Origin of the sequence: Methylotenera mobilis 13 (assembly GCF_000384255.1) — a bacterium.
Classification (GTDB): Bacteria; Pseudomonadota; Gammaproteobacteria; order Burkholderiales; family Methylophilaceae; genus Methylotenera; species Methylotenera mobilis_B.
This window is the reverse complement of record NZ_KB913035.1, coordinates 1,258,208-1,279,174: the sequence shown is the minus strand read 5'-3', so window position 1 is coordinate 1,279,174 and position 20,967 is coordinate 1,258,208. Positions and strand designations below refer to the sequence as shown.

General features: G+C 42.3%; 19 protein-coding genes. 10 read left to right on the top strand and 9 right to left on the bottom strand.

All coding sequences use genetic code 11. The annotated features are described in order from the left end of the window. Positions 1-31: 31 nt before the first annotated feature. From A391_RS0106110 to A391_RS0106100, 3 genes are all read right to left on the bottom strand, one after another. Positions 32-1,252: an argininosuccinate synthase gene (locus A391_RS0106110; RefSeq protein ID WP_019898118.1), complete on the bottom strand. Its 1,221-nt coding sequence runs from the start codon at positions 1,250-1,252 to the stop codon at positions 32-34. A 100-nt stretch (positions 1,253-1,352) separates the two neighbouring features. Further along, positions 1,353-2,267 (bottom strand): ornithine carbamoyltransferase, encoded by a 915-nt coding sequence (gene argF / locus A391_RS0106105; RefSeq protein ID WP_029144029.1) that lies wholly within the window; start codon positions 2,265-2,267, stop codon positions 1,353-1,355. A gap of 60 nt (positions 2,268-2,327) precedes the next feature. After that, a complete protein-coding gene (locus A391_RS0106100; RefSeq protein ID WP_019898116.1) occupies positions 2,328-3,509 on the bottom strand; it encodes an aspartate aminotransferase family protein in 1,182 nt (393 codons plus the stop codon). Positions 3,510-3,833: 324 nt separating this feature from the next. On the opposite strand from A391_RS0106100, the gene A391_RS0106095 reads away from it, so the two are divergent. Both A391_RS0106095 and A391_RS0106090 read left to right on the top strand, forming a co-directional pair. Then, positions 3,834-4,943: an aromatic ring-hydroxylating oxygenase subunit alpha gene (locus A391_RS0106095; protein WP_019898113.1), complete on the top strand. Its 1,110-nt coding sequence runs from the start codon at positions 3,834-3,836 to the stop codon at positions 4,941-4,943. A gap of 39 nt (positions 4,944-4,982) precedes the next feature. Beyond that, positions 4,983-5,846, top strand: coding sequence for a DMT family transporter (locus A391_RS0106090; RefSeq protein WP_019898111.1), 864 nt, complete (start codon positions 4,983-4,985; stop codon positions 5,844-5,846). A 120-nt stretch (positions 5,847-5,966) separates the two neighbouring features. On the opposite strand, the gene A391_RS0106085 is transcribed toward A391_RS0106090, so the two are convergent. Together A391_RS0106085 and A391_RS0106080 are read right to left on the bottom strand one after the other, a co-directional pair. Beyond that, positions 5,967-6,605: a response regulator gene (locus tag A391_RS0106085; protein ID WP_019898110.1), complete on the bottom strand. Its 639-nt coding sequence runs from the start codon at positions 6,603-6,605 to the stop codon at positions 5,967-5,969. A 38-nt stretch (positions 6,606-6,643) separates the two neighbouring features. Beyond that, complete coding sequence (locus tag A391_RS0106080; protein ID WP_019898108.1) at positions 6,644-8,011, bottom strand: ATP-binding protein; 1,368 nt, start codon at positions 8,009-8,011, stop codon at positions 6,644-6,646. 69 nt (positions 8,012-8,080) lie between these two features. On the opposite strand from A391_RS0106080, the gene dhaL reads away from it, so the two are divergent. From dhaL to A391_RS0106065, 3 genes are all read left to right on the top strand, one after another. Further along, positions 8,081-8,716, top strand: a complete 636-nt coding sequence (gene dhaL, locus A391_RS0106075) for a dihydroxyacetone kinase subunit DhaL (protein WP_019898107.1) — start codon at positions 8,081-8,083, stop codon at positions 8,714-8,716. 31 nt (positions 8,717-8,747) lie between these two features. After that, the gene (dhaK, locus tag A391_RS0106070; RefSeq protein ID WP_019898105.1) at positions 8,748-9,737 is read left to right on the top strand and encodes a dihydroxyacetone kinase subunit DhaK; all 990 of its coding nucleotides are present in this window, start codon (positions 8,748-8,750) and stop codon (positions 9,735-9,737) included. Between the two features lie 228 nt (positions 9,738-9,965). Then, positions 9,966-10,949: a GGDEF domain-containing protein gene (locus tag A391_RS0106065; protein ID WP_157261330.1), complete on the top strand. Its 984-nt coding sequence runs from the start codon at positions 9,966-9,968 to the stop codon at positions 10,947-10,949. A gap of 84 nt (positions 10,950-11,033) precedes the next feature. On the opposite strand, the gene glnE is transcribed toward A391_RS0106065, so the two are convergent. Then, positions 11,034-13,748, bottom strand: a complete 2,715-nt coding sequence (gene glnE / locus A391_RS0106060; RefSeq protein WP_029144028.1) for a bifunctional [glutamate--ammonia ligase]-adenylyl-L-tyrosine phosphorylase/[glutamate--ammonia-ligase] adenylyltransferase — start codon at positions 13,746-13,748, stop codon at positions 11,034-11,036. 133 nt (positions 13,749-13,881) lie between these two features. Between glnE and acs the strand changes: the two genes are divergently transcribed. The 5 genes from acs (at position 13,882) to A391_RS0106030 (ending at position 18,889) form a co-directional block, all read left to right on the top strand. Continuing rightward, positions 13,882-15,858 carry an acetate--CoA ligase gene (gene acs / locus A391_RS0106055; protein ID WP_019898102.1) on the top strand — a complete coding sequence of 659 codons (1,977 nt, stop codon included), beginning with the start codon at positions 13,882-13,884 and terminating at the stop codon, positions 15,856-15,858. A gap of 182 nt (positions 15,859-16,040) precedes the next feature. Beyond that, positions 16,041-16,328, top strand: a complete 288-nt coding sequence (locus A391_RS0106050) for a hypothetical protein (RefSeq protein WP_019898098.1) — start codon at positions 16,041-16,043, stop codon at positions 16,326-16,328. Between the two features lie 303 nt (positions 16,329-16,631). Next, positions 16,632-17,612: an IS110 family transposase gene (locus tag A391_RS0106045; protein ID WP_019898097.1), complete on the top strand. Its 981-nt coding sequence runs from the start codon at positions 16,632-16,634 to the stop codon at positions 17,610-17,612. Between the two features lie 479 nt (positions 17,613-18,091). Then, complete coding sequence (locus A391_RS0106035) at positions 18,092-18,352, top strand: hypothetical protein (RefSeq protein WP_019898095.1); 261 nt, start codon at positions 18,092-18,094, stop codon at positions 18,350-18,352. A 138-nt stretch (positions 18,353-18,490) separates the two neighbouring features. Next, positions 18,491-18,889: a DUF3592 domain-containing protein gene (locus A391_RS0106030; protein WP_157261329.1), complete on the top strand. Its 399-nt coding sequence runs from the start codon at positions 18,491-18,493 to the stop codon at positions 18,887-18,889. 257 nt (positions 18,890-19,146) lie between these two features. On the opposite strand, the gene A391_RS0106025 is transcribed toward A391_RS0106030, so the two are convergent. Genes A391_RS0106025 through A391_RS0106015 form a run of 3 tightly spaced genes read right to left on the bottom strand, consistent with a single transcriptional unit; the run spans position 19,147 to position 20,918 of the window. Further along, positions 19,147-19,626, bottom strand: coding sequence for a hypothetical protein (locus tag A391_RS0106025; protein WP_019898093.1), 480 nt, complete (start codon positions 19,624-19,626; stop codon positions 19,147-19,149). Positions 19,627-19,671: 45 nt separating this feature from the next. Then, a complete protein-coding gene (locus tag A391_RS0106020) occupies positions 19,672-20,337 on the bottom strand; it encodes a phosphoribosyltransferase (protein ID WP_019898092.1) in 666 nt (221 codons plus the stop codon). Positions 20,338-20,351: 14 nt separating this feature from the next. Then, positions 20,352-20,918 (bottom strand): bifunctional pyr operon transcriptional regulator/uracil phosphoribosyltransferase PyrR, encoded by a 567-nt coding sequence (locus A391_RS0106015; RefSeq protein ID WP_019898091.1) that lies wholly within the window; start codon positions 20,916-20,918, stop codon positions 20,352-20,354. Positions 20,919-20,967 lie beyond the last annotated feature (49 nt).

Here is a 20,967-nt window from a genome sequence, read left to right as displayed (position 1 = left end):
CAAAAATACTTTTCAAGATTTGATCAATCGCTTATTTTTTATCCCTTAGATTAGCTGCAATACGCATTCTCAACGCATTAAGCTTAATAAAGCCGCCTGCATCTTTTTGGTCATATGCACCTTTGTCATCTTCAAAAGTTGCGATGTTAGGGTCGAATAATGAGTTAGTTTTACTATCACGGCCAGTCACAATCACGTTGCCTTTGTATAGCTTCACGCGCACCCAGCCATTCACAGTGTGTTGTGTATGATCAATTAGCGTTTGCAATGCAAGACGCTCTGGACTCCACCAGTATCCGTTGTAAATCATGCTAGCGTAACGTGGCATCAAATCATCTTTTAAGTGAGCGACTTCACGGTCTAAGGTTATGGACTCAATTGCACGGTGCGCTTTAAGCAAAATAGTACCGCCTGGCGTTTCATAGCAACCACGTGACTTCATGCCTACATAGCGGTTTTCAACTAGGTCTAAACGGCCTACTCCGTGCTTACCGCCAATTTTATTTAGATGCGCGAGCAAGTCGTGCGCTTTCATCGGCTCGCCATTTAAGCTCACTGGGTCACCGTTTACGTATTCAATATCTAAATACTCAGCGGCGTCAGGTGCCTTTTCTGGACTAACACTCCAGCGCCACATAGAATCTTCAGCTTCTGCAGCCGGGTTCTCTAAATGACGACCTTCGTAAGAAATATGCAATAAGTTTGCATCCATACTGTATGGACTACCACCCTGCTTATGCTTCATATCCACCGGGATGCCGTGCTTTTCCGCATAAGCCATTAATTTTTCACGGCTGAGTAAATCCCACTCACGCCATGGTGCAATGATTTGAATATTTGGGTTTAACGCATAAGCACCAAGTTCAAAGCGCACTTGGTCATTACCTTTACCGGTGGCACCATGTGAAATTGCATCGGCATTAGTATCGCGCGCCACTTCAATTAAACGCTTAGCAATCAGCGGACGGGCAATAGAAGTGCCTAACAAATACTCACCCTCGTACACAGTATTAGCGCGGAACATTGGGAACACAAAGTCACGTACAAACTCTTCTCGCACGTCATCAATAAAAATCTCTTTTACACCAGCAGCTTTTGCTTTTGCACGCGCAGGCTCTAACTCTTCGCCCTGACCCAAATCGGCTGTGTAAGTCACCACTTCGCATTTGTATTCATCTTGCAGCCATTTCAAAATAACTGAAGTATCTAAACCACCTGAATAGGCCAACACTACTTTATTTACTTTACTCATGATCTCTTTCTATCTATAGATATTTAGCAATTCACTACTAACCTAGGTTAAATGCCGATATTCACAAACATCAACTTCAACTCAAGTTGTCAGTTGCTAATTAAACTTTTCCTAATAACAAATATTCCATCAATGCTTTTTGGGTATGTAACCTATTTTCAGCTTCATCCCACACCACACTTTGTACACCATCAATTACCTCTGCAGAGACTTCCTCACCACGATGTGCTGGCAAGCAATGCATGAATAAGGCATCTTTAGCTGCAACGCGCATCATGTCGCTATCTACTTGCCAGTCGGCAAAGTCGCGCATACGCTCTTCGTTTTCCGCTTCAAAACCCATACTTGTCCATACGTCAGTAGTCACCAAGTCAGCACCGCGCGCCGCATCCATCGGGTCAGCAAATACTTCAAAATGATCTGTACCGTACAAATTGGCACGCTCTGGCTCTACTTCATAACCTGGTGGCGTAGAAACATGTACATTGAAATCTAATAACTCCGCTGCCTGTAACCAGGTGTGACACATATTATTACTGTCACCAATCCAAGCGACCGTTTTACCTTTAATGGACCCACGATGCTCGATATAAGTAAAAATATCTGCAAGAATCTGGCATGGATGGTATTCATTCGTTAAGCCATTAATCACAGGAACGCGAGAATTTGCAGCAAAGCGCTCGATGATTTCTTGCTCGAAAGTACGAATCATCACTAAATCACTCATACGAGAAATCACTTGTGCAGCATCTTCTACTGGCTCACCGCGGCCTAACTGAGAGTCTCTGGTATTTAAGTAAATCGCAGAGCCTCCAAGTTGCTGCATACCAGCCTCAAATGACAAGCGTGTACGTGTACTAGCTTTTTCAAAAATCATCACTAATGTGCGATCTTGCAATGGCCAGTACTGTTGGTAATCCTTAAATTGGCTTTTGATCCAACGTGTACGCTCAAAGACATACTCAAGCTCGTCACGATTTAAATCATTAAATTGTAAAAAATGTTTTATTGCCATCATAGTTGGTAGTTCAAGTTTTATTAAAACTGACTACAGTTTAGTTATGTTATAAATGATTTATTGTGATAAAAATGTTTTTATTAACACAGACAAACGTTGTACTAACTCTTTTGCTTCAGCTTCATTCATGACTAGTGGAGGCAGCAAACGAATCACCTTTTCAGCTGTTACGTTAATCAGCAATTTTGACTCTAAGGCCATTTTTACTAACTCGGCACATGGGCGGTCTAACTCAATGCCAATCATTAATCCAGCGTTACGCACCGTTACAACACCTTGGGTACCTTTAAACTCAGCAATAAATCCTTCACGTATCAAATTGCCAACTTTTTCAGCATTTTCACGTAAATGTTCTTCTTCTATAATATTTAAGGTCGCAAGCCCAGCAGCGGTCGCTAGAGGATTGCCACCAAAGGTTGAGCCATGCTTACCATAGGTAAATACATCTGCAGCCTTACCACTTGCTACACAAGCACCAATCGGCACGCCTGAACCTAAACCTTTGGCAAGACTCATGACATCAGGTTTAATAGCAGTATGCTGAAAAGCAAACCAAGTACCTGTTCGCCCAATGCCTGTCTGCACTTCGTCCAGCATCAACAACCAACCATTAGCGTCACAAATCTGACGCAGTTGTTCTAAATATGCACCGGCATCTTTAGGAATATTGATACCACCCTCGCCTTGTACAGGCTCAACCAATATAGCAACAACATTAGGGTGATGTAGCGCCACTTGCCTAACAGCTTCCACATCATCATAAGGTACCCGTATAAAGCCGCTCACTAATGGATCAAATCCAGCCTGAACTTTGCGATTACCTGTTGCAGAAAGCGTTGCTAATGTACGGCCATGAAACGATTGATCCATGACAATAATTTCTGGCGTATTAATACCTTTATTGTGTCCGTAAAGGCGCGCTAATTTAATGGCAGCCTCATTGGCCTCGCAGCCTGAGTTGCAAAAAAACACTTTATCCATGCCTGACACTTCACACAGCTTATCTGCCAATGCCTCTTGCTCAGCAATATTGTAGATATTGGAAACATGAATTAACTTGGCAGCCTGTTTGGCAATTGTATCTACCAATCTGGGGTGTGCATGACCTAAGCCGTTGACTGCAACGCCTGATAGTGCATCAAGATATTGATTGTTCTGGTTATCCCATAGCCACACGCCTTCACCTTTTACAAAGGTAACTGGCTGACGCATATAGGTGTTCATTAAATGGTCTGACATTATTATTTACTCAAATACAAATGATTAAGCAAGGCTAAACCCACGTTAACTTGATCGCAGGAAACCCAAAAAAAATAAAAATCCCGCAATTCATCAATGAATGAAGAATCGCGACAACATGTTTGGTTTATTAATTAAAAAACAGTGACGATTATATTTTTACTGAGGGTAAAGAAACTCTCACGAGAGTAGCTGAAAACCTCACTATTGGCAAGTTTTACAGCACAAAACTTATAGATAATTATATAATAATGACTTGATAAAAATAGCAATTTAGGCAAAAATCGCCATCCCTGAAATTTTAACTGCCAATCATATTTTCATATGGCATCTTTAACTTTGGTTTCCCAACAAGACACAAGCCCTCAACTTCCAGTCGCCTGGTATGTGGATGAAAAAATTTATGCTATTGAACAACAGCATCTATTTTCGCATGCACCACATTACCTTGGGCACGAGTTAATGGCACCGAATGTCGGCGACTACCACGTACTAGACTGGATGGGACAAGCAAAAAGCTTGGTACACCAACAAGACGGCATTAATGCCATTAGTAATGTGTGCAGGCACCGTCAAGCACTCATGCTAAAAGGCAGAGGACAAACAAAAAACATAGTCTGTCCTCTACATCGCTGGACCTATGACCTTGAAGGAAAACTCTTAGGCGCACCTCACTTTGAGCAAAATCCCTGCCTGAATCTTGATAAAAAAACTTTACAAAACTGGCAGGGTTTACTGTTTGATACCAAACGAGATATCGCAAAAGACCTTGCAAACTTAGGGTGCAAACAAGACTTTGATTTTACAGGCTACATGTTAGACCGTGTGGCGGTTGAAGAGTATAACTTCAACTGGAAAACTTTTATTGAAGTGTACTTAGAAGACTACCATGTTGGCCCGTTTCACCCTGGACTCAATCAGTTTGTTAATTGTGAACAGCTAAACTGGGAGTTTGCTGCCAATTACAGCGTACAAACTGTGGGTTTCAAACAGTCACTTAACAAAGCTGGCTCACCAACTTACCAAGCTTGGCAAGAACAGGTAGCAAAATACCATTCAGATAAAACACCCAAATATGGCGCAATCTGGATGGTGTATTACCCATTCCTGATGATTGAATGGTATCCGAACGTATTAGTTGTATCGCACATTATTCCGCGAGGCGTTAACGCATGTACTAATGTGGTTGAATTTTACTATCCAGAAGATATTGGTTTATTTGAACGCGAATATGTTGCCGCACAACAAGCCGCCTATGAGGAAACCGCGGTAGAAGACAATGACATTTGCCAACGCATGCATGATGGTCGCCACGCCCTATTTGCACAAGGTATTGATGAGCGCGGCCCATACCAACACCCGATGGAAACTGGTATGGAGCATTTTCATCAATGGTACCGCCAGCAAATGCAACAGCATATTCCATCTGCTTAAGCTTGATGTAAGTTGAGCGCCGTCTATGAATCATTGCATATGAAAAAATCTGGCTACGCCCTACCTAATTTAGGTAGCCTATGGATGCTGGTAGCCGCTTTGGGGTTTGCTATCATGGGCGCACTTGTTAAACTGGGCGCCCAAAAGTTCAGTAGTGCGGAACTCGTATTTTATCGTTCATTGTTTGGGTTAGTGTTTATCGGCTTGTTCATTTTTTATAAGAAACTACCACTAGCCTCACCAGTGATGTACAAACAAATGTCGCGAGCTGGCGTTGGTTTCACCGCACTGATTCTATTCTTCTACGCCATCGCACATTTACCATTAGCAACAGCCATCACGCTCAATTACACATCCCCTTTGTTTTTAGCGATATTCATGCCTTTCTTCTTGCATGAAAAACCAAAAAAGACATTACTCATTGCATTGGCGATTGGCTTTGTTGGGGTGAGCTTATTATTGAAGCCCACTATCAATCAATCGCAATGGCTAGCTGGTTTTTTGGGCTTGCTATCAGGCATAGGTGCAGCACTGGCTTATGTGCATGTCAAACAACTAGGGCAGGCTAACGAGCCTGACTGGCGTACTGTATTTTACTTTACGCTGGTTTCTTCGGTCTGCGCTGGCGCATGGATGCTGTTTGACCACTTCCATGCATTGGTCTGGCTAGATTTGCCCATACTAATAGGCTTAGGTGTATCTGCCACAATTGCACAGCTTGCGCTCACACGTGCTTACCGCACTGGGGATACCCTAGTAGTGGCAAGCCTTGCCTATGTCACTATTTTACTGGCAAGTATCATTGGCGTGATTTGGTGGCAGGAACATTTGAGCTTGGATGCATGGATTGCCATCGGCTTGATTATTTTGAGTGGCATTATCAGCATACGTACAACACGTTAGAATTAACGCTTCACTCTATCAATGCCATGATAGAAAATGACGTAAGAAACAACTTATGCCCTCACGTCACTTTGACTAATGGTGATTGGGAAATATTAAGCAACTTCAATATTAGTAATATTAGGCGTCGAGTAAGCCGCTACGCATCGCAATCAGTGCAATTTCTGCGGAGTTGTTAGCATTCAGCTTTTGCTTGATATTGTACAAATGTGTGCCTACTGTCCGCGGACTTAAAAATAAAGTTTCTGCAATCTCATTGGTCGTTTTACCTTTAGCTAATGCCATAAATACTTCAAACTCTCGAGGGGACAGAACATCCACAGGATTTTGATCACCAGACAACTGCTGAATGGCCATTTGCTGGGCAACACTTGCCTCTAGGTATTTTTTTCCACTGGCAACAGTACGTATCGCTTTAATCAGCTCTTCTGCTGCACTGCGTTTAGTTAGATAACCCATCGCACCTGCATTTAGCACTCGCTTAGGGTGAACTGAGTCTTCATGTGCGGATAATACTAATATTTTTGCAGTATTATCTTTAGCCAAAATGCGCTCTATCGCTTCCAAGCCGCCTATACCAGGCATTGTAATGTCCATCACAACAACATTGGGCTTATGTTCAACATAGCGCTGAATCGCCAACTCACCACTTTCGGCTTCTGCCACCACTTTAATATCTGCGTCAGACTCAAGTAACATTTTGAATCCCATACGTACCACTGCGTGATCATCTACTAACATCACATTAATCTGGCTCATTGACTTACCTTCTCCCGTTATCGGGCACAAAAATTACATTAACCCAAAGGACTATCTGGCACATTGATACAGATAGAGGTACCTTGGCCGGGTGCAGACTCTATGGTAAAACTACCGTGTAACGCCTGCACTCGCTCACGCATCCCAAGCAAACCAAAGTGCCGGCTCTGATCAACCGCATCAATATTCATACCGATACCATTATCTTTGATACTTAACTGCAGCTCACCATTAGAAATCTTAATGAGTCTTATCTCTATTGTCGTTGCCTGCGCATATTTTAATGCGTTATTTAACGACTCCTGCACTATTCGATATAGATTAATGCTGATAGTTTCACCCAAGCTATGCAAGTTTCCTGATTGCAAGTTTTCTGACAAGTAAAGTTGAATATTTAGTGTTGGATGTTGCACCTGATAAGTGCTGACTAAATCTTTCAAAGTTTCAGCTAACCCCAAATTATCAAGGGAGCCAGGGCGTAATTGCCGGACGATATTATGCATGCCGTCATAGATTTGGTTAGCTGCAGAAACAATCACCTGTGCACTTGATGCAATGTCTGTCATCCCAGTGCCTGTACTATTTGCTTTTGCTTTATTCGCGATGGCAACAGCAAAGGTTTTAATCGCGGTCACATACTGACCAAGCTCATCGTGAAGCTCACGCGCCAAGCTACGACGTTCTTCTTCTATATGCTTTTGAATCAAATGCGTGAGTTGACGATTCTCTTCTAACAAACGTTCTGCAGTCAAAGACTCCGCCATACGGTTAAGGCTATGTCCAATTGTATCAAACTCAGGTAGAGGAAATTCAGGTAAGCGGGTAGTTAAATCCCCCTGTTCCATACGATTGATTGCGCCTAAAATCCTACCGATTGGCTTTAATGAATGGCTTAGCAATAAGTAAACTAAAGTATTCAGTATGATAAAAAATGCAAGCCCAACCAACATTAATTGATTAAATCCTGCCCAAGCTTCACGAATAGATCCTGCAGCGCTTGACTCTACAACCAAGGTGCCATATCGGATTCTACGCTCAACTCTTTCAACTTTTGGCTTCACCAGTTTGACGAACCACTCCGGTGGATTAACATCAGATTTGAAAGTTGACTCTGGCGAGCTATACAGCTCGTACCCTTGATAATCGTAAAGTGTAATATGGCTACTGCGCACATAACCCAAAGAAGCTAAAAAGCCCTGCAAAACAACATGCGTAGGCCCCATTTCTGGATTTAATGCTGAACTAATAATGACAGTATCTAACAACTGGACGGTAACTCGACTAGCAGCTTCTACCCGCTCGCGGATTGAAATACGGGTATCTGTCACTAATATAGAACCTACCACCAATATAAATGCAAGTGACAATAAGGTAATCAGTAAATTTAGACGGAAACGTAAGCTCATGAGTTGAAATCACTTGATGACATGTGTAGAGTTTAACAACTTTAATCAATTCGCTATATAGTGTTATTCATGAAAACATCATTTATATTATCAGCGTCAGAATCCATTCGCGACGCCATTTTAGACCATGAATCCGAATTGGAATCACTAGACCGCGCGATTGGTGACGGTGATCATTACATCAATATGAAACGTGGTGCGAATACCATTGTCGAGATTCGTGCAGAGCTCGAGTCACTCACACCAGACGCTGCGCTAAATAAAATTGGCATGAAACTACTCAGTACAATAGGTGGCGCCTCAGGCCCACTTCTCGCAAGCTTTTTTATGAGTATGGGCAAAATACTCAAAGAAAATGCAGATGATAGTGTTCCTAGCTATGCCGCTGCTTTTGTTGCTGGCGTAGAGGCTATTCAACAACGCGGAAAAGCTGGATTAGGTGAGAAAACCATGCTGGATGTGCTTATTCCTGTCGCGCAGCAGTTTTCAACGCTGGCAACATCTAATACAAATATAAAAGATATCTGCACAGCACTTATGCATACTGCAGAACAAGGTATGCTCTCTACAAAAGCACTTATCGCAACAAAAGGGCGCGCCGCAGGCTTAGGTGAACGCGCCATCGGGCATATAGACCCTGGCGCAAAGAGCTGCCAATTGATGATTGAAGCAGTTTGTAAACAAGTACTATTAATTCAAAATTAAATACGCATCCAAGCTTAAAAAAGGTCTGGTAATGAAAAAGTTTATTAATAAAATTGACGATATTTTAGTTGAAAGCCTGAGTGGCTTTGCTGGTGCACATCATGATTTGGTCAAACTTAGCCTAGACCCTAATTTTTTAACGCGCCAACAAAAAGCCATTAAGAAAGTAGCCATCATATCAGGCGGCGGCTCTGGGCATGAGCCGTTACACGCAGGCTATATTGGATATGGCATGTTGGATGCTGCCTGCCCTGGTCATGTATTTACCTCCCCGACACCAGACCAAATGCTGGCGGCAGCGGAGGAAGTACATGCCGACAAAGGTATTTTATTTATTGTTAAGAATTATGCAGGCGACGTAATGAACTTTGAAATGGCGGCAGAAATGTTGCCATTTGAATCTGCTACAGTTCTGACTAGTGACGACTGCGCTGTCATTAATAGCACGTATACCACAGGGAGACGTGGTGTAGCTGGCACTGTCATCGTAGAGAAGTGCGTAGGCAGCTTGGCAGAAACAGGCGCAACACTACAAGCATGTAAGGCATTGGGTGACAAAGTAAACGGCCTCACTGCAAGCATGGGCATTGCCCTAACAAGCTGTACGGTACCTGCGGCTGGCCGCCCTACTTTTGATATTGAAGACAATGAGATTGAGATGGGCGTGGGCATACACGGCGAACCAGGCCGGAAACGAGAAGTGATGCGAGAAGCCGATGCTATTGTCCAAGAGGTAGTCAGTGCCATACTTGATGCGTTAAAACCCTCGCCAAATAGTGAGGCTTTATTGCTGATTAACGGTTTTGGCGCCACGCCACTGATGGAGCTATATATTATTTACAATACCGCTGCTAAGTTATTTAATCACCATGGTATTAACATTACGCGCTCATTAGTTGGTAACTACACTACAGCTTTAGATATGGCTGGTGCGTCCATTACCTTATGTTTGTTAGATGATGAAATCAAACAGCACTGGGATAGCCCAGTTCATACGGCAGCGCTTAGATGGGGAGTCTAGGTAGGGCATTCAAACAACAAAAATCGCAAAATTAACCCGTTGGGGTTAACCAAAACCATTAATTTAAACAATCGACTAAAGCCATTTTTCTAACCCTACCTAACATCAGGGTTATATAGTATGATTAAATTTCAATAAACTAAATTAATTTAAAATGATTAAATGTTAGTTCAAAAGTAATCATATAAATCTAACCAATCCTTGCAAACTTACTGCATAAATTCATTGTTGAGCAAATTAGTAACACTCACTAAAGAGCGCGATGATTTGTCCCTGCAAGTTGCCCTAATCAAAACACTCACTGACTTCATTAACTCTGATCATGATGAAGCTAAAAAATCAGTCGTTATTTATCATCTAAAAGACTTTAAAAAACAAACAGTCACAATATTAACGGCTGAAAATATCAATAACAACACTGTTGTAGCTCCAGAGTTAAAACGAGCAGTGATTAAATGTATACAAACAGATAGTCGCAAAACCTATCAGTCTGAAACTCACACCATTAAGCTTCACCCACTGAGGAGCGCGATGGGACATATCGACACGGTGGTCGCGATTGATAGCGACCATTCCGATGAACATCTAGACGTGTCGATTTGTATGATATTAGAAATCTATCAGAACTTTGTTTTACTGAATAATGAAAACGAGTGTGACACGCTCACTGGTTTACTAAATCGTAAAACTTTTGATTACAAAATCAATAAAATTCTGGCTCAAATGCACAGCAATACAAACCGGAAAGAAGATAAAACTGACCAAGTTTTTTTCCTGGCAATTTTTGACATAGACCACTTTAAAAGAATTAACGATAAGTTTGGTCATTTAATCGGTGATGAAGTGCTATTGATGTTTTCACAGCTGATGCGTCAAAGCTTTAGAGAAGACGACCCTCTTTTTCGCTTTGGTGGTGAAGAGTTTGTTGGCTTTTTTGAATGTAACAGCACACCTGATATTCAAAACATTTTTGAACGATTTAAACAAAAAGTTGCTAACTTTGAATTTCCACAAGTTGGTAAAGTGACTGTAAGTGCTGGCTATACTGAAATTTCACCGTTTGACACCTCAAGCCAGATTATAGACCGAGCGGATACGGCGCTTTATTATGCAAAAAATCATGGGCGTAATCGTGTAGATTCATACGAGTTATTGGTCGCCGATGGTCGTTTGCAAGACAATAAAAAAGAAGGCGAAATCGAACTGTTTTAAGCAGACAGTTTGTAGTCACCCAGCTTGGAATTAAGATGTGTTGAAGCTTACAACACTAAACAATCCTCATTAACCAAACTCATTTTAGGCAAACACTTGCTGCCATAATGCATTCACCTGCGAAATTTCTTTTGCAATACTTTCTGCTTTGATATTCAACTGCGTAGCACCTTGCAACTTAAGCATGTGCTGCATGTGGCGATACGTTCTGTAAGCATTGGCAACACTTTCGGCCAGCGCTGCATCTATGATGTTCAAGGTTGACATACACTTCAACAACCCGATATTACCGATATTCACAGTAAGCTCAGGATGCGTAGGTGCATGTAGCAATACCAAATACTGTACTAAAAACTCCACATCGATAATGCCGCCTACCCCATGTTTTAAATCAAACATTCCTTCGTGTGTATGCTGCGCTTTTCGCATTTTTTCACGCATCGCTAACACTTCAGCTTTAAGGATGGTAGCATCGCGCGCTTGCGTCATCACCTCTACCCTAATGTCATCAAAAGTCTGGGCAATGGCGCGATCACCGGCAACAAAACGAGCGCGTGTCAACGCTTGATGCTCCCATATCCATGCTTTATTCAACTGATAATCTCTAAATGCATCTACGCGACTTACCAGTAAACCGCTATTACCATCTGGCCTAAGCTGCAGATCTGTCTCATACAGCAAGCCTGCTGAAGTCAAACTGTTAAACCAGTTATTAATACGCTGTGCAAAGCGTGCATACACCTCGCTCGCCTCGGGAGATTCATCATCATAAAGAAAGATAATATCCAAATCAGAAGCGTAGCCCAACTCTTTACCGCCTAGCTTTCCATAACCAATCACTGCAAATTTAGGGACATCTAAATGACGACCGCGTACATTTGGCCAGATTATTTCCAACGCTACGCTTAAAATTAAATCTGCTAGTGCGCTTAGGTAGTCTGATATCGTTTCTAACTGTAACTCACCGTTAATGTCTTGCACCGCAAAGCGAAAGATATATGCATGTTTAAAATGGCGCATTACATCCATTTGCCGCTCTACATCACCAGTTACCTCTGCTAACCGCTCGAGCAGCTCGGCGCGCATCGCCACAAAATCAGGGGCAGCATGTAATGTCCGCACATCTAAAAGCTCATCTAACAATATTGGATGGCTTGTTAAGTAATTAGCGAGCCACGGGCTACTGCTACACAACTTAACTAGTAATTGCATGGCATTAGGATGCTCTGCTAACAGTGCTAAATAGCTTGCGCGTCTACAGATACTTTCTAACAAATCTGTCACTCTGGTTAAGGTAATATCAGAGTTTTGCATTTGCCCTGCCTGTGAAATCACATGTGGCATCACAGCATCAAAGCGCTGACGACTTAACTCAGGCAATTGTTTGTACCGACTGCTTTGGTGCAAAATATTTAAACGGCGATATGTTTCATGGGATTCTGCAAAGCCTATGTTGTCTAAGACCTTGATTGAATCGATTTCACTAATAGAGGCATTCCAAATAGACTTTTCTGCATCTAGTGCATCTTTGCTGGCATCAGCATCATCAAAGGTGGCGTCAAAATGACGCTGCACTTGCGCGCGATATTCATCTAATTTTTGTAAAAATGTTGCCCAGTTTGCATAGTTCATCGCTTTTGCGATGCGTGCTTTAGCTTCATCCGACTTCGGTAGTTCTTGGGTTTGTACGTCATCGACATACATCAAGCGATGCTCTAGGTTTCTTAAAAAGACATATGCTTCACTTAGTTCTATTACTGTTTTTTCTGGCAGTAGGCCTTTGTTTTTTAATAAATTTAATACTGATAAGGTTGGCTTAATTTGCAAGCTAACATCTTGCCCGCCACGAATTAATTGAAACACTTGCGCAATAAACTCAATTTCACGAATACCGCCACGACCTAGCTTAATGTTATCGTGCATACCTTTAGTATTCACATCGCGCTGAATCTGGATTTTTAAATCTCGCATGCTGGCAAAAGCACCAAAATCCAAATACTTACGGAACACAAAAGGTTTTAATAATCGTGATACGGCATCCCCGCCCGTTACTTCACGCCCTTTAATCCAGGCGTAACGCTCCCACTCGCGTCCATTGTTTTGGTAGTAATCTTCAAGAGCGTCTAAATTACACACGATTGCGCCTTCAGAACCGAACGGGCGTAAGCGCATATCCACGCGGAAGACAAACCCATCTTCAGTAATTTCATCTATCGCAGCAATCAGCTTTTTGGCTAAGCGTGCAAAAAAGTCCTGATTACTGACGGATTTAACGCCTTGCGTTGCTCCATCTGACTCATATGCAAAAATCAAATCAATATCGGATGAAACATTAAGCTCACCACCACCGAGCTTACCCATGCCAATCACAATCAGTTGTTGCTGTTTACCATCAGCATCCACAGGCTGACCGTAAACTGCGGCCTGCCACTCATGCAAGCATTTAATCGCCATATTGATCGTACACTCAGCCAAATGAGAAGTGGTGGTCATCACTTCTTGCAAGTCGGCTAAACCGTTCAAATCTCTTACTATCATCCTTGCCATCACTCGGCTACGCAGTAAACGCAGAGATTTTTTTAAACTATTTTCATCAGAAATTAGCTGCGAAGCTAAAAAATTTTGCATCTCACTTAAAAGATAGGCTTGATGTAGATTTTGTAACAAATCTTGCAGTAATAGCGCATCTTTTCTGAACAATCTTTCAACAAACGGACTACAAGCAAGCGCATGTAATACATGCGCCTCACCGCTAGCAGGGACGGGGTTTAGAGATAATAAATTATCGAGTGTTAGCATAAGATTTTTCATGTAATATGGCGTAGTTACAAATACGTAACAACTTACTTTTAATGGTTATCTATCTTTTATTATTTAGATATCCTTGAACCAAATTATAAACGGGTCACAAAGATTTAAGGGGATTTTAAGCATGTCAATCGAATCAGTTCTTCACGAAAACCGCGTTTTTGAGCCTAGTGCAGACTTTGTTAAAAAAGCTAACGTCTCCGGCATGGCTGCCTATCATCAGCTCTGTGCAGAAGCTGCCGCTGATTATGAAGGTTTTTGGGCAAAGCTAGCGCGTGAATTACTGGTATGGAGCAAACCCTTTACCAAAACACTGAATGAAGAAAACGCACCATTTTACAAATGGTTTGAAGATGGTGAACTTAACGTTTCTGCCAACTGCTTAGATAAACACTTAAACACTATCCCAAACAAAGTCGCTATTATTTTTGAAGGTGATGACGGCAACACTAAAGAGGTCACCTATCAAGACTTGTATCATCAAGTTTGCCAATTCGCGAATGGCTTAAAAAAGCTCAACCTTAGTGTGGGTGACCGCGTAATTATCTATTTACCAATGGGCATTGAGGCTGTTGTTGCCATGCAAGCTTGCGCACGCATCGGCCTGATTCACTCTGTCGTATTTGGCGGTTTTTCTGCTAAAAGCTTAAACGAGCGCATTATTGATGCTGGCGCTAAAGCTGTCATCACTTCCGACGGACAATTCCGTGGTGGTAAAACGTTGCCATTAAAATCAGCAGTTGACGAAGGCATTGCAATGGGCGGCTGTGAGGCCATTGAGAATGTTGTTGTACTGAAAAAAACTGGGCTAGATATTGCATGGAACAGCAATAATATTTGGTGGCATGACTTGATTGCCGATGTGGCAGACACATGTGAACCTGTGATGGTAAGTGCAGAGCATCCGCTATTTTTACTCTACACTTCAGGTTCTACTGGTAAACCAAAGGGGGTACAACACAGCTCTGCTGGCTACTTACTACATGCCATGAACACCATGCGCTGGACCTTTGATATTCATGAAAATGATGTATTTTGGTGTACAGCTGATGTGGGTTGGATTACAGGCCACTCTTACGTTGCATATGGTCCACTTGCCATGGGTGCCACACAAATCATTTTTGAAGGTATTCCAACTTATCCAAATGCTGGCCGTTTTTGGCAAATGATAGAAAAACACAAAGTTTCTATCTTCTATACTGCACCAACGGCTATCCGTTCATTAATTAAAGCTTCTGAAACCACGCCAGAAGTCGCCCCAAAAAATTACAACTTATCTAGCCTGCGCTTGCTAGGTTCAGTAGGTGAGCCAATCAACCCAGAAGCATGGATGTGGTATTTTGAACAGGTTGGCGGCAGCCGCTGCCCGATTGCGGATACTTTCTGGCAAACAGAAACAGGCGGCCATGTGATTACACCACTACCAGGCGCTACTGCACTAGTGCCTGGCTCATGCACCTTACCTTTCCCTGGTATTGATATTGATGTGGTAGATGAAACAGGTAAAGACGTACCTTGGGGCACTGGTGGTTTATTAGTCATTAAGAAACCATGGCCTTCTATGATACGTACTATCTACAACGACCCAGAGCGCTACATCACCAGCTACTACCCAGTGGATTTAGGCGGAAAAATTTACCTAGCAGGCGATGGCGCAATTCGCGATGCTAAAACAGGCAACTTCACCATCATGGGCCGTATCGATGATGTATTAAACGTATCTGGCCACCGCCTAGGCACTATGGAAATTGAATCTGCGTTAGTAGCAAACCACTTGGTTGCTGAAGCCGCCGTAGTCGGCAAGCCACACGATGTAAAAGGCGAATCGGTCGTGGCTTACGTGGTGCTAAAAGGTGCGCGTCCGGAGGGTGATGACGCGAAGAAAATCGTGGCAGAGCTACGCGAATGGGTGGGTAAAGAAATTGGCCCAATTGCTAAACCTGATGAAATCCGCTTTGGCGACAACTTACCGAAAACACGCTCGGGTAAAATTATGCGTAGATTGTTACGTACATTAGCAAGAGGTGAAGAAATTACTTCGGACATTTCTACATTAGATAATCCAGCCATTTTGGATCAGTTAAAAGAAGTGGTGAAATAATGAAATTACGGCGGATGATACCTTCATCAATCCGCCGTATTTTGGTGTTAATTTTAGGCACCACTAAAAAATACTAACATCATGATTTTATTATATATTTGATTTATAAAATTTTATTAGGATTCACAAATGACGCATTTAAAACCGTCAAATAGGATGCCTACTTTACGTTAGGCACTAAGATGAAAAAGATAATTTTGCTACTTTCTCTTATGACTCTTCTCGTCAGTTGCAGTAGCCACAAAACAGAAGGTGTAAAAGAAGCTGAGGGAGAAACACCTGTAAAAGTTGTTATTTGTGGCGCTGGCGAATCTAACTGCTTTGTTGCCGCACGATTCAAAGACCTTGATGGATGTGAAAGCCACAAAAGATGGGCAGAAATGTTATGTGACACTCAGTCAAACCCAGAAAAGATGGTCTGCGAGAAAGATAATGGTGCAAAAGTCACTTATGCATATTGCACCCTTTAATAACGTGCCTAACCCATCATTCAAGCGGGACGCCTAACGGCGCCCCTTGTATCTTACCAACAACTCAGAAATGAGTTAAATTGCTCTGACGCGAAGAGCCGGGAGAAGGGATGCTGAGCGCGCCCCAAGGCCTTAGAGCCAGTAATTAAGATTAGTGGCCTTCTCCCAACCTACATTCATCAAGATCGGACGGTATCTTAGGACTGACATAACGTCATGATCCTGCATGCACAAGGTTGATCTGAATTGGGATGTGTTGTTCGCTTAGGGTGTTTATTTCACTTGTTGGTAAGGAGCTCAATCATGGCCTTCATTGAATTGCCGATACTCGGCATTGATATTTCCAAAGCGAAGTTTGATGTGGCATTGCTTGTATATGGCAAAGTGAAGAAGTCACGGGTATTTGAGAACAACCTTGTTGGTTTTAAAGCCTTATCACTCTGGTTAGTTAAGCAAGACATCACACATCTGCAAGCCTGTATGGAAGCCACAGGCACTTACGGTGACGAATTGGCCACTTATTTGTATGACCAAGGCTTTGAAGTCAGCGTGGTGAATCCTGCGCAGATTAAGAGCTTTAGTGGTGCGCAGTTAAATCGTGCCAAAACAGATAAAGCCGATGCAAAACTCATTGCACAATTCTGTGCCAGTATGCACCCAACGGCTTGGATGCCGCCACCTATGCATGTACGTGAATTACAAGCTTTGGTACAGCGACTTTCAGCTTTGCTACAAATGGAACGTCAGGAACAGAATCGTTTCGGTACCGCTGCGCCTGTGATTCAGCCTTCCATCAAGGCGGTGTTAGCTACAATTAAAGTTGAGATTAAGGCTGTTGAACGCATGATTCGCGACCATATCGACCGGCATCCTGATTTGAAGGATCAATCTAATCTGTTGGACAGCATTCCAGGCATCGGAATCGCGACCATTTCGCGCTTATTGGCTTTTGTGGGAGATGTACATCGCTTTAATGATGCGAAGGCATTGGCTGCATTTGTGGGTTTGAATCCTACCGTACATCAGTCTGGCAGTTCGGTGAGAGGTAAGTCACGCTTATCCAAGAAAGGCAACGCCACCATCAGAAAGGCGTTGTATATGCCTGCGGTTGTGGCAAGACGTTATAACCCAACCATTAAAGCGTTTGCGCAACGATTGAAGAAAGCAGGTAAATCGAATATGCTGATTATTGGCGCGGTAATGCGTAAGTTACTGCATATTATTTATGGGGTGCTGAAGTCAGGCAAACCCTTTGATGCTAATTATGCTGTTAAGAATGCTTGACAGGTAAGACGGTATCTTAATTCGAACGTTAGAAACTATGACACAACTCTTAACTCTGCTAATAACGCTTACCTTTTCACTCACAGCATATGCATCAAACTTTAGTGGTTTTGCTTCTCTATTTATAGCACTCCCACTTTTAATCTTATCCAATTTAATTATTGGACTGTTCTTTATTTTTCGACCTAGTAGATGGCAAAAAACGTTCGCTAAAGTATTATTTACTCCAACAATCTTAATTTGCACTATTATTTTCTTCATCGATGCACTACCTTTGATTGGACAAGTGGAAGTACTTAACCCTGATAATCATGGACTGTTATTTTATTTTGGGTATATTGGACTATTTGGACTGCTTGTTTATTTGCTTAAAAAACTAATTAAGAGACCTCTTTTAAATGATAATTAACTTGGTAAGTTCTAACCCATAACTCAAGCGGGACACGCTAAAGTCAGCCCTTAATTCAAACGTTAGCCGCATGAAGCGCATCATATCAACCAGCGTAATCATTTTGGTGGCCGCATCCGCGTTTTTCTTTTGGCTTTGGTATGAGCAGTATCTACGCTTCGAGTTCAACGAACTAGGCCGCTACTACGATGCGGAAAATCAGATTATCTACACAGATGCTGGTTTTGTATGGTGCTTTCCAGCAATTGGTTTTTTACTCATCGCTTTTATATTGATCATAGTTCGCACTCTTCGGCGCATGGCTCATTCAACATTCAAGCGGGATACCTAAAACCTGTTTTTAATTAAAACGTTAGCGCCACAAAACGGAATATCCACCATGATTGAATATCTTCAAAGCATGCTCGAGTTAGTGCTTCGTAAGGAGCTTCAAGGAATTCACTTCTGGGCCACACTCTATGTGCTCTTCGTGCTAATCGGTTCTCTGTGGCACTTGCTACGGGTACGAACATGGCCAAGCACAGAGGGTCAATTACTTCAGATTGGTATTCGTCCACTGGGTACCCCAGATTTGCAAACGAATCACCAAGACTTTGTTCCTGCTGCGCTATACGAGTATCAGGTAAACGGGAACTATTACGAGGGTCAGGATATCTCGGTTTGGAAGATGTCGGCCTCTGGTATGCTCAAGAATGTAGCGTATTTATTGCCAAAGCAAGTCCAGGTAGACGCTTTTGGAAAGGTTATCGTTCACTACAACCCTAAGTGCCCGCGCAAGAGTCTACTTTTGCGCCCAGGATGGGCAAGCATTATATTTTTGTGTTTAATGATGATTATCACTGCTGGCTTTTACATTTGGCGCTGGTGACACAAAACATGCTCACACAACGCTGTGACTCCCTGCCCTAAAAGTCAATCCGTATAAGAGGATGATATTTAATTAGTAACAAGATTGAATTAAAGAGGACTTGTGGCGCGCTCAGCCAATTACTTCAATAAAATGTAGCTGAATGAAACCCACAAACTGCGCTGGTGGTTTCATTCAACTCTACGGCAGGTTGATATGGTGAGTTAAGTCTTAATGCTTAACTTATTCTAGAACAATACTTAGTCTAAAATAAGTATCTACTGAGTACGCCACCAGAACACTAATTTTGCGTGTTTCTTTTTACTCACGTTAACCCACTGTGTTTTAACTTCACCTTTATATTCTGCACTGACGAAATATTTGCCTTGTGGTAGGTTGGCTAAAAAGTACGGGCCTTCTGTAGCAATTTCTAACACATTGTTTTTACTCACATCTTGAATCTGTAGCGTTACTTCTGAGAGGTATTCTTCTAAGGTGCCAGCTTTCTCTACGAAGACGATTTCTAGTGGATAATTTTTAGCATTCTGGCGCATGGCGACAGACTCTGCCCTGCCAATGCCACCTGATAAGTAGGTAACTTCTCCAACAGTAACAGGAGTGACTGCGCTCATGTCTGGCTCTGCTGAATCTTCGGGGATCATTTCTTCAGGGATGTCTGTGTATGCTAATGCTGCCATCGAGAGGGATAGCCCTAGCGCAAGGGTTGTAGCTGTGACGATTTGCTTTAGATGTTTCATGGTGTTCTCCTTGATTTTGTTTAACCACTAAAAACTTATAGTGTGTTATATCACGTATGTATCGTAATTGTCTGTTTTTCCAGTCACGTGTTTGCTCTGTAAAATAGCCTTGACTTCGGCATCCTCCACTTGCGGAAAGTGTTCATAAAACTGCCCTACTGATTGAAAGTTTTCTGGTACCTCAAGACAAACTACTTGATCCACTAATCGATTAATCTTATTTAAAGTATCTGCTGGTGCAACTGGTACAGCACAAATTAGTTTGGCAGGGTCTTTCTTAAGAAGGCTATATAGAGCAGCAATCATGGTAGCGCCAGTGGCTAATCCATCATCTACGACGATGACGATGCGCCCTGTTGGGTTTAGTGGTGTATTAACTGGTGTGTATTGTTTACGGCGTTGCTGAATGGTCTCCATTTGGATTTTTTTCTCATGTGCAATATATGCATCATCAGCACCTACTGCACTAGCGATACTTGCTATATAAGTCCAGCCATTTTCATCAATTGAGCCAATCGCCAACTCGGGAGAGTATGGCGCTCGTAACTTACGCACTAATACAACATCACAATCACCATTAAGTTGTTCTGCAATGACTTTTGCCATTGGTACAGCACCCCGTGGTATGCCAAGTACAAGTGGATGCCGTCCCTTGTAAGGAAGCAGTTTATTTGCTAGTTTTATTGCAGCCTCATTACGGTCATAAAACATGATATTGGCTTATTTTATTTAATTGCTGGTTGGTGAATATCTATTTTAAAAACTGGCTCATAAGGCGGTACGTTACATTCGATAATATCAGTGGGGGCTACATCAAGCCTGACGCCAGAGATGTCGATACGCACTGGTAGCTTATTAGCCCCTCTATCCACAAGTACCGCTGTTCTAATTTCGGCTGCTTGTTTTCTTGCTAAATACTCGACTGCACGTAACATTGAATGCCCCCGAAAAATTACATCATCGACCACTAGTACAGTTGTACCAGTAAGATCAAGCAAGTCGTACTTTTTATCTTCTACTAGCAAAGTTTCAGGATGGAGTAGCGTGAGATCATCGGCATAACGCTTTATCTGTAAATTCATTAAGCTTATATTTGTCAAATTAAAATTTTGCTTAAGCTTAGTATGTAACATTTCGGCAAGTGGTGCACCACGACGCAGAATGCCGACGATCATGATATGCTCTTTACCTATTAAAAGACCAGCCGCCTGCCATGCCATATGACTAATGACAGCTTCCAGTTGTGCAGTTTGATAGAGGCAGGTTTTATTTCCAAATTGAGTAAAGTCCAAGATTTCCTCCTTCCTCTATGGTATTTATTTATATTCAATTACTATGTAA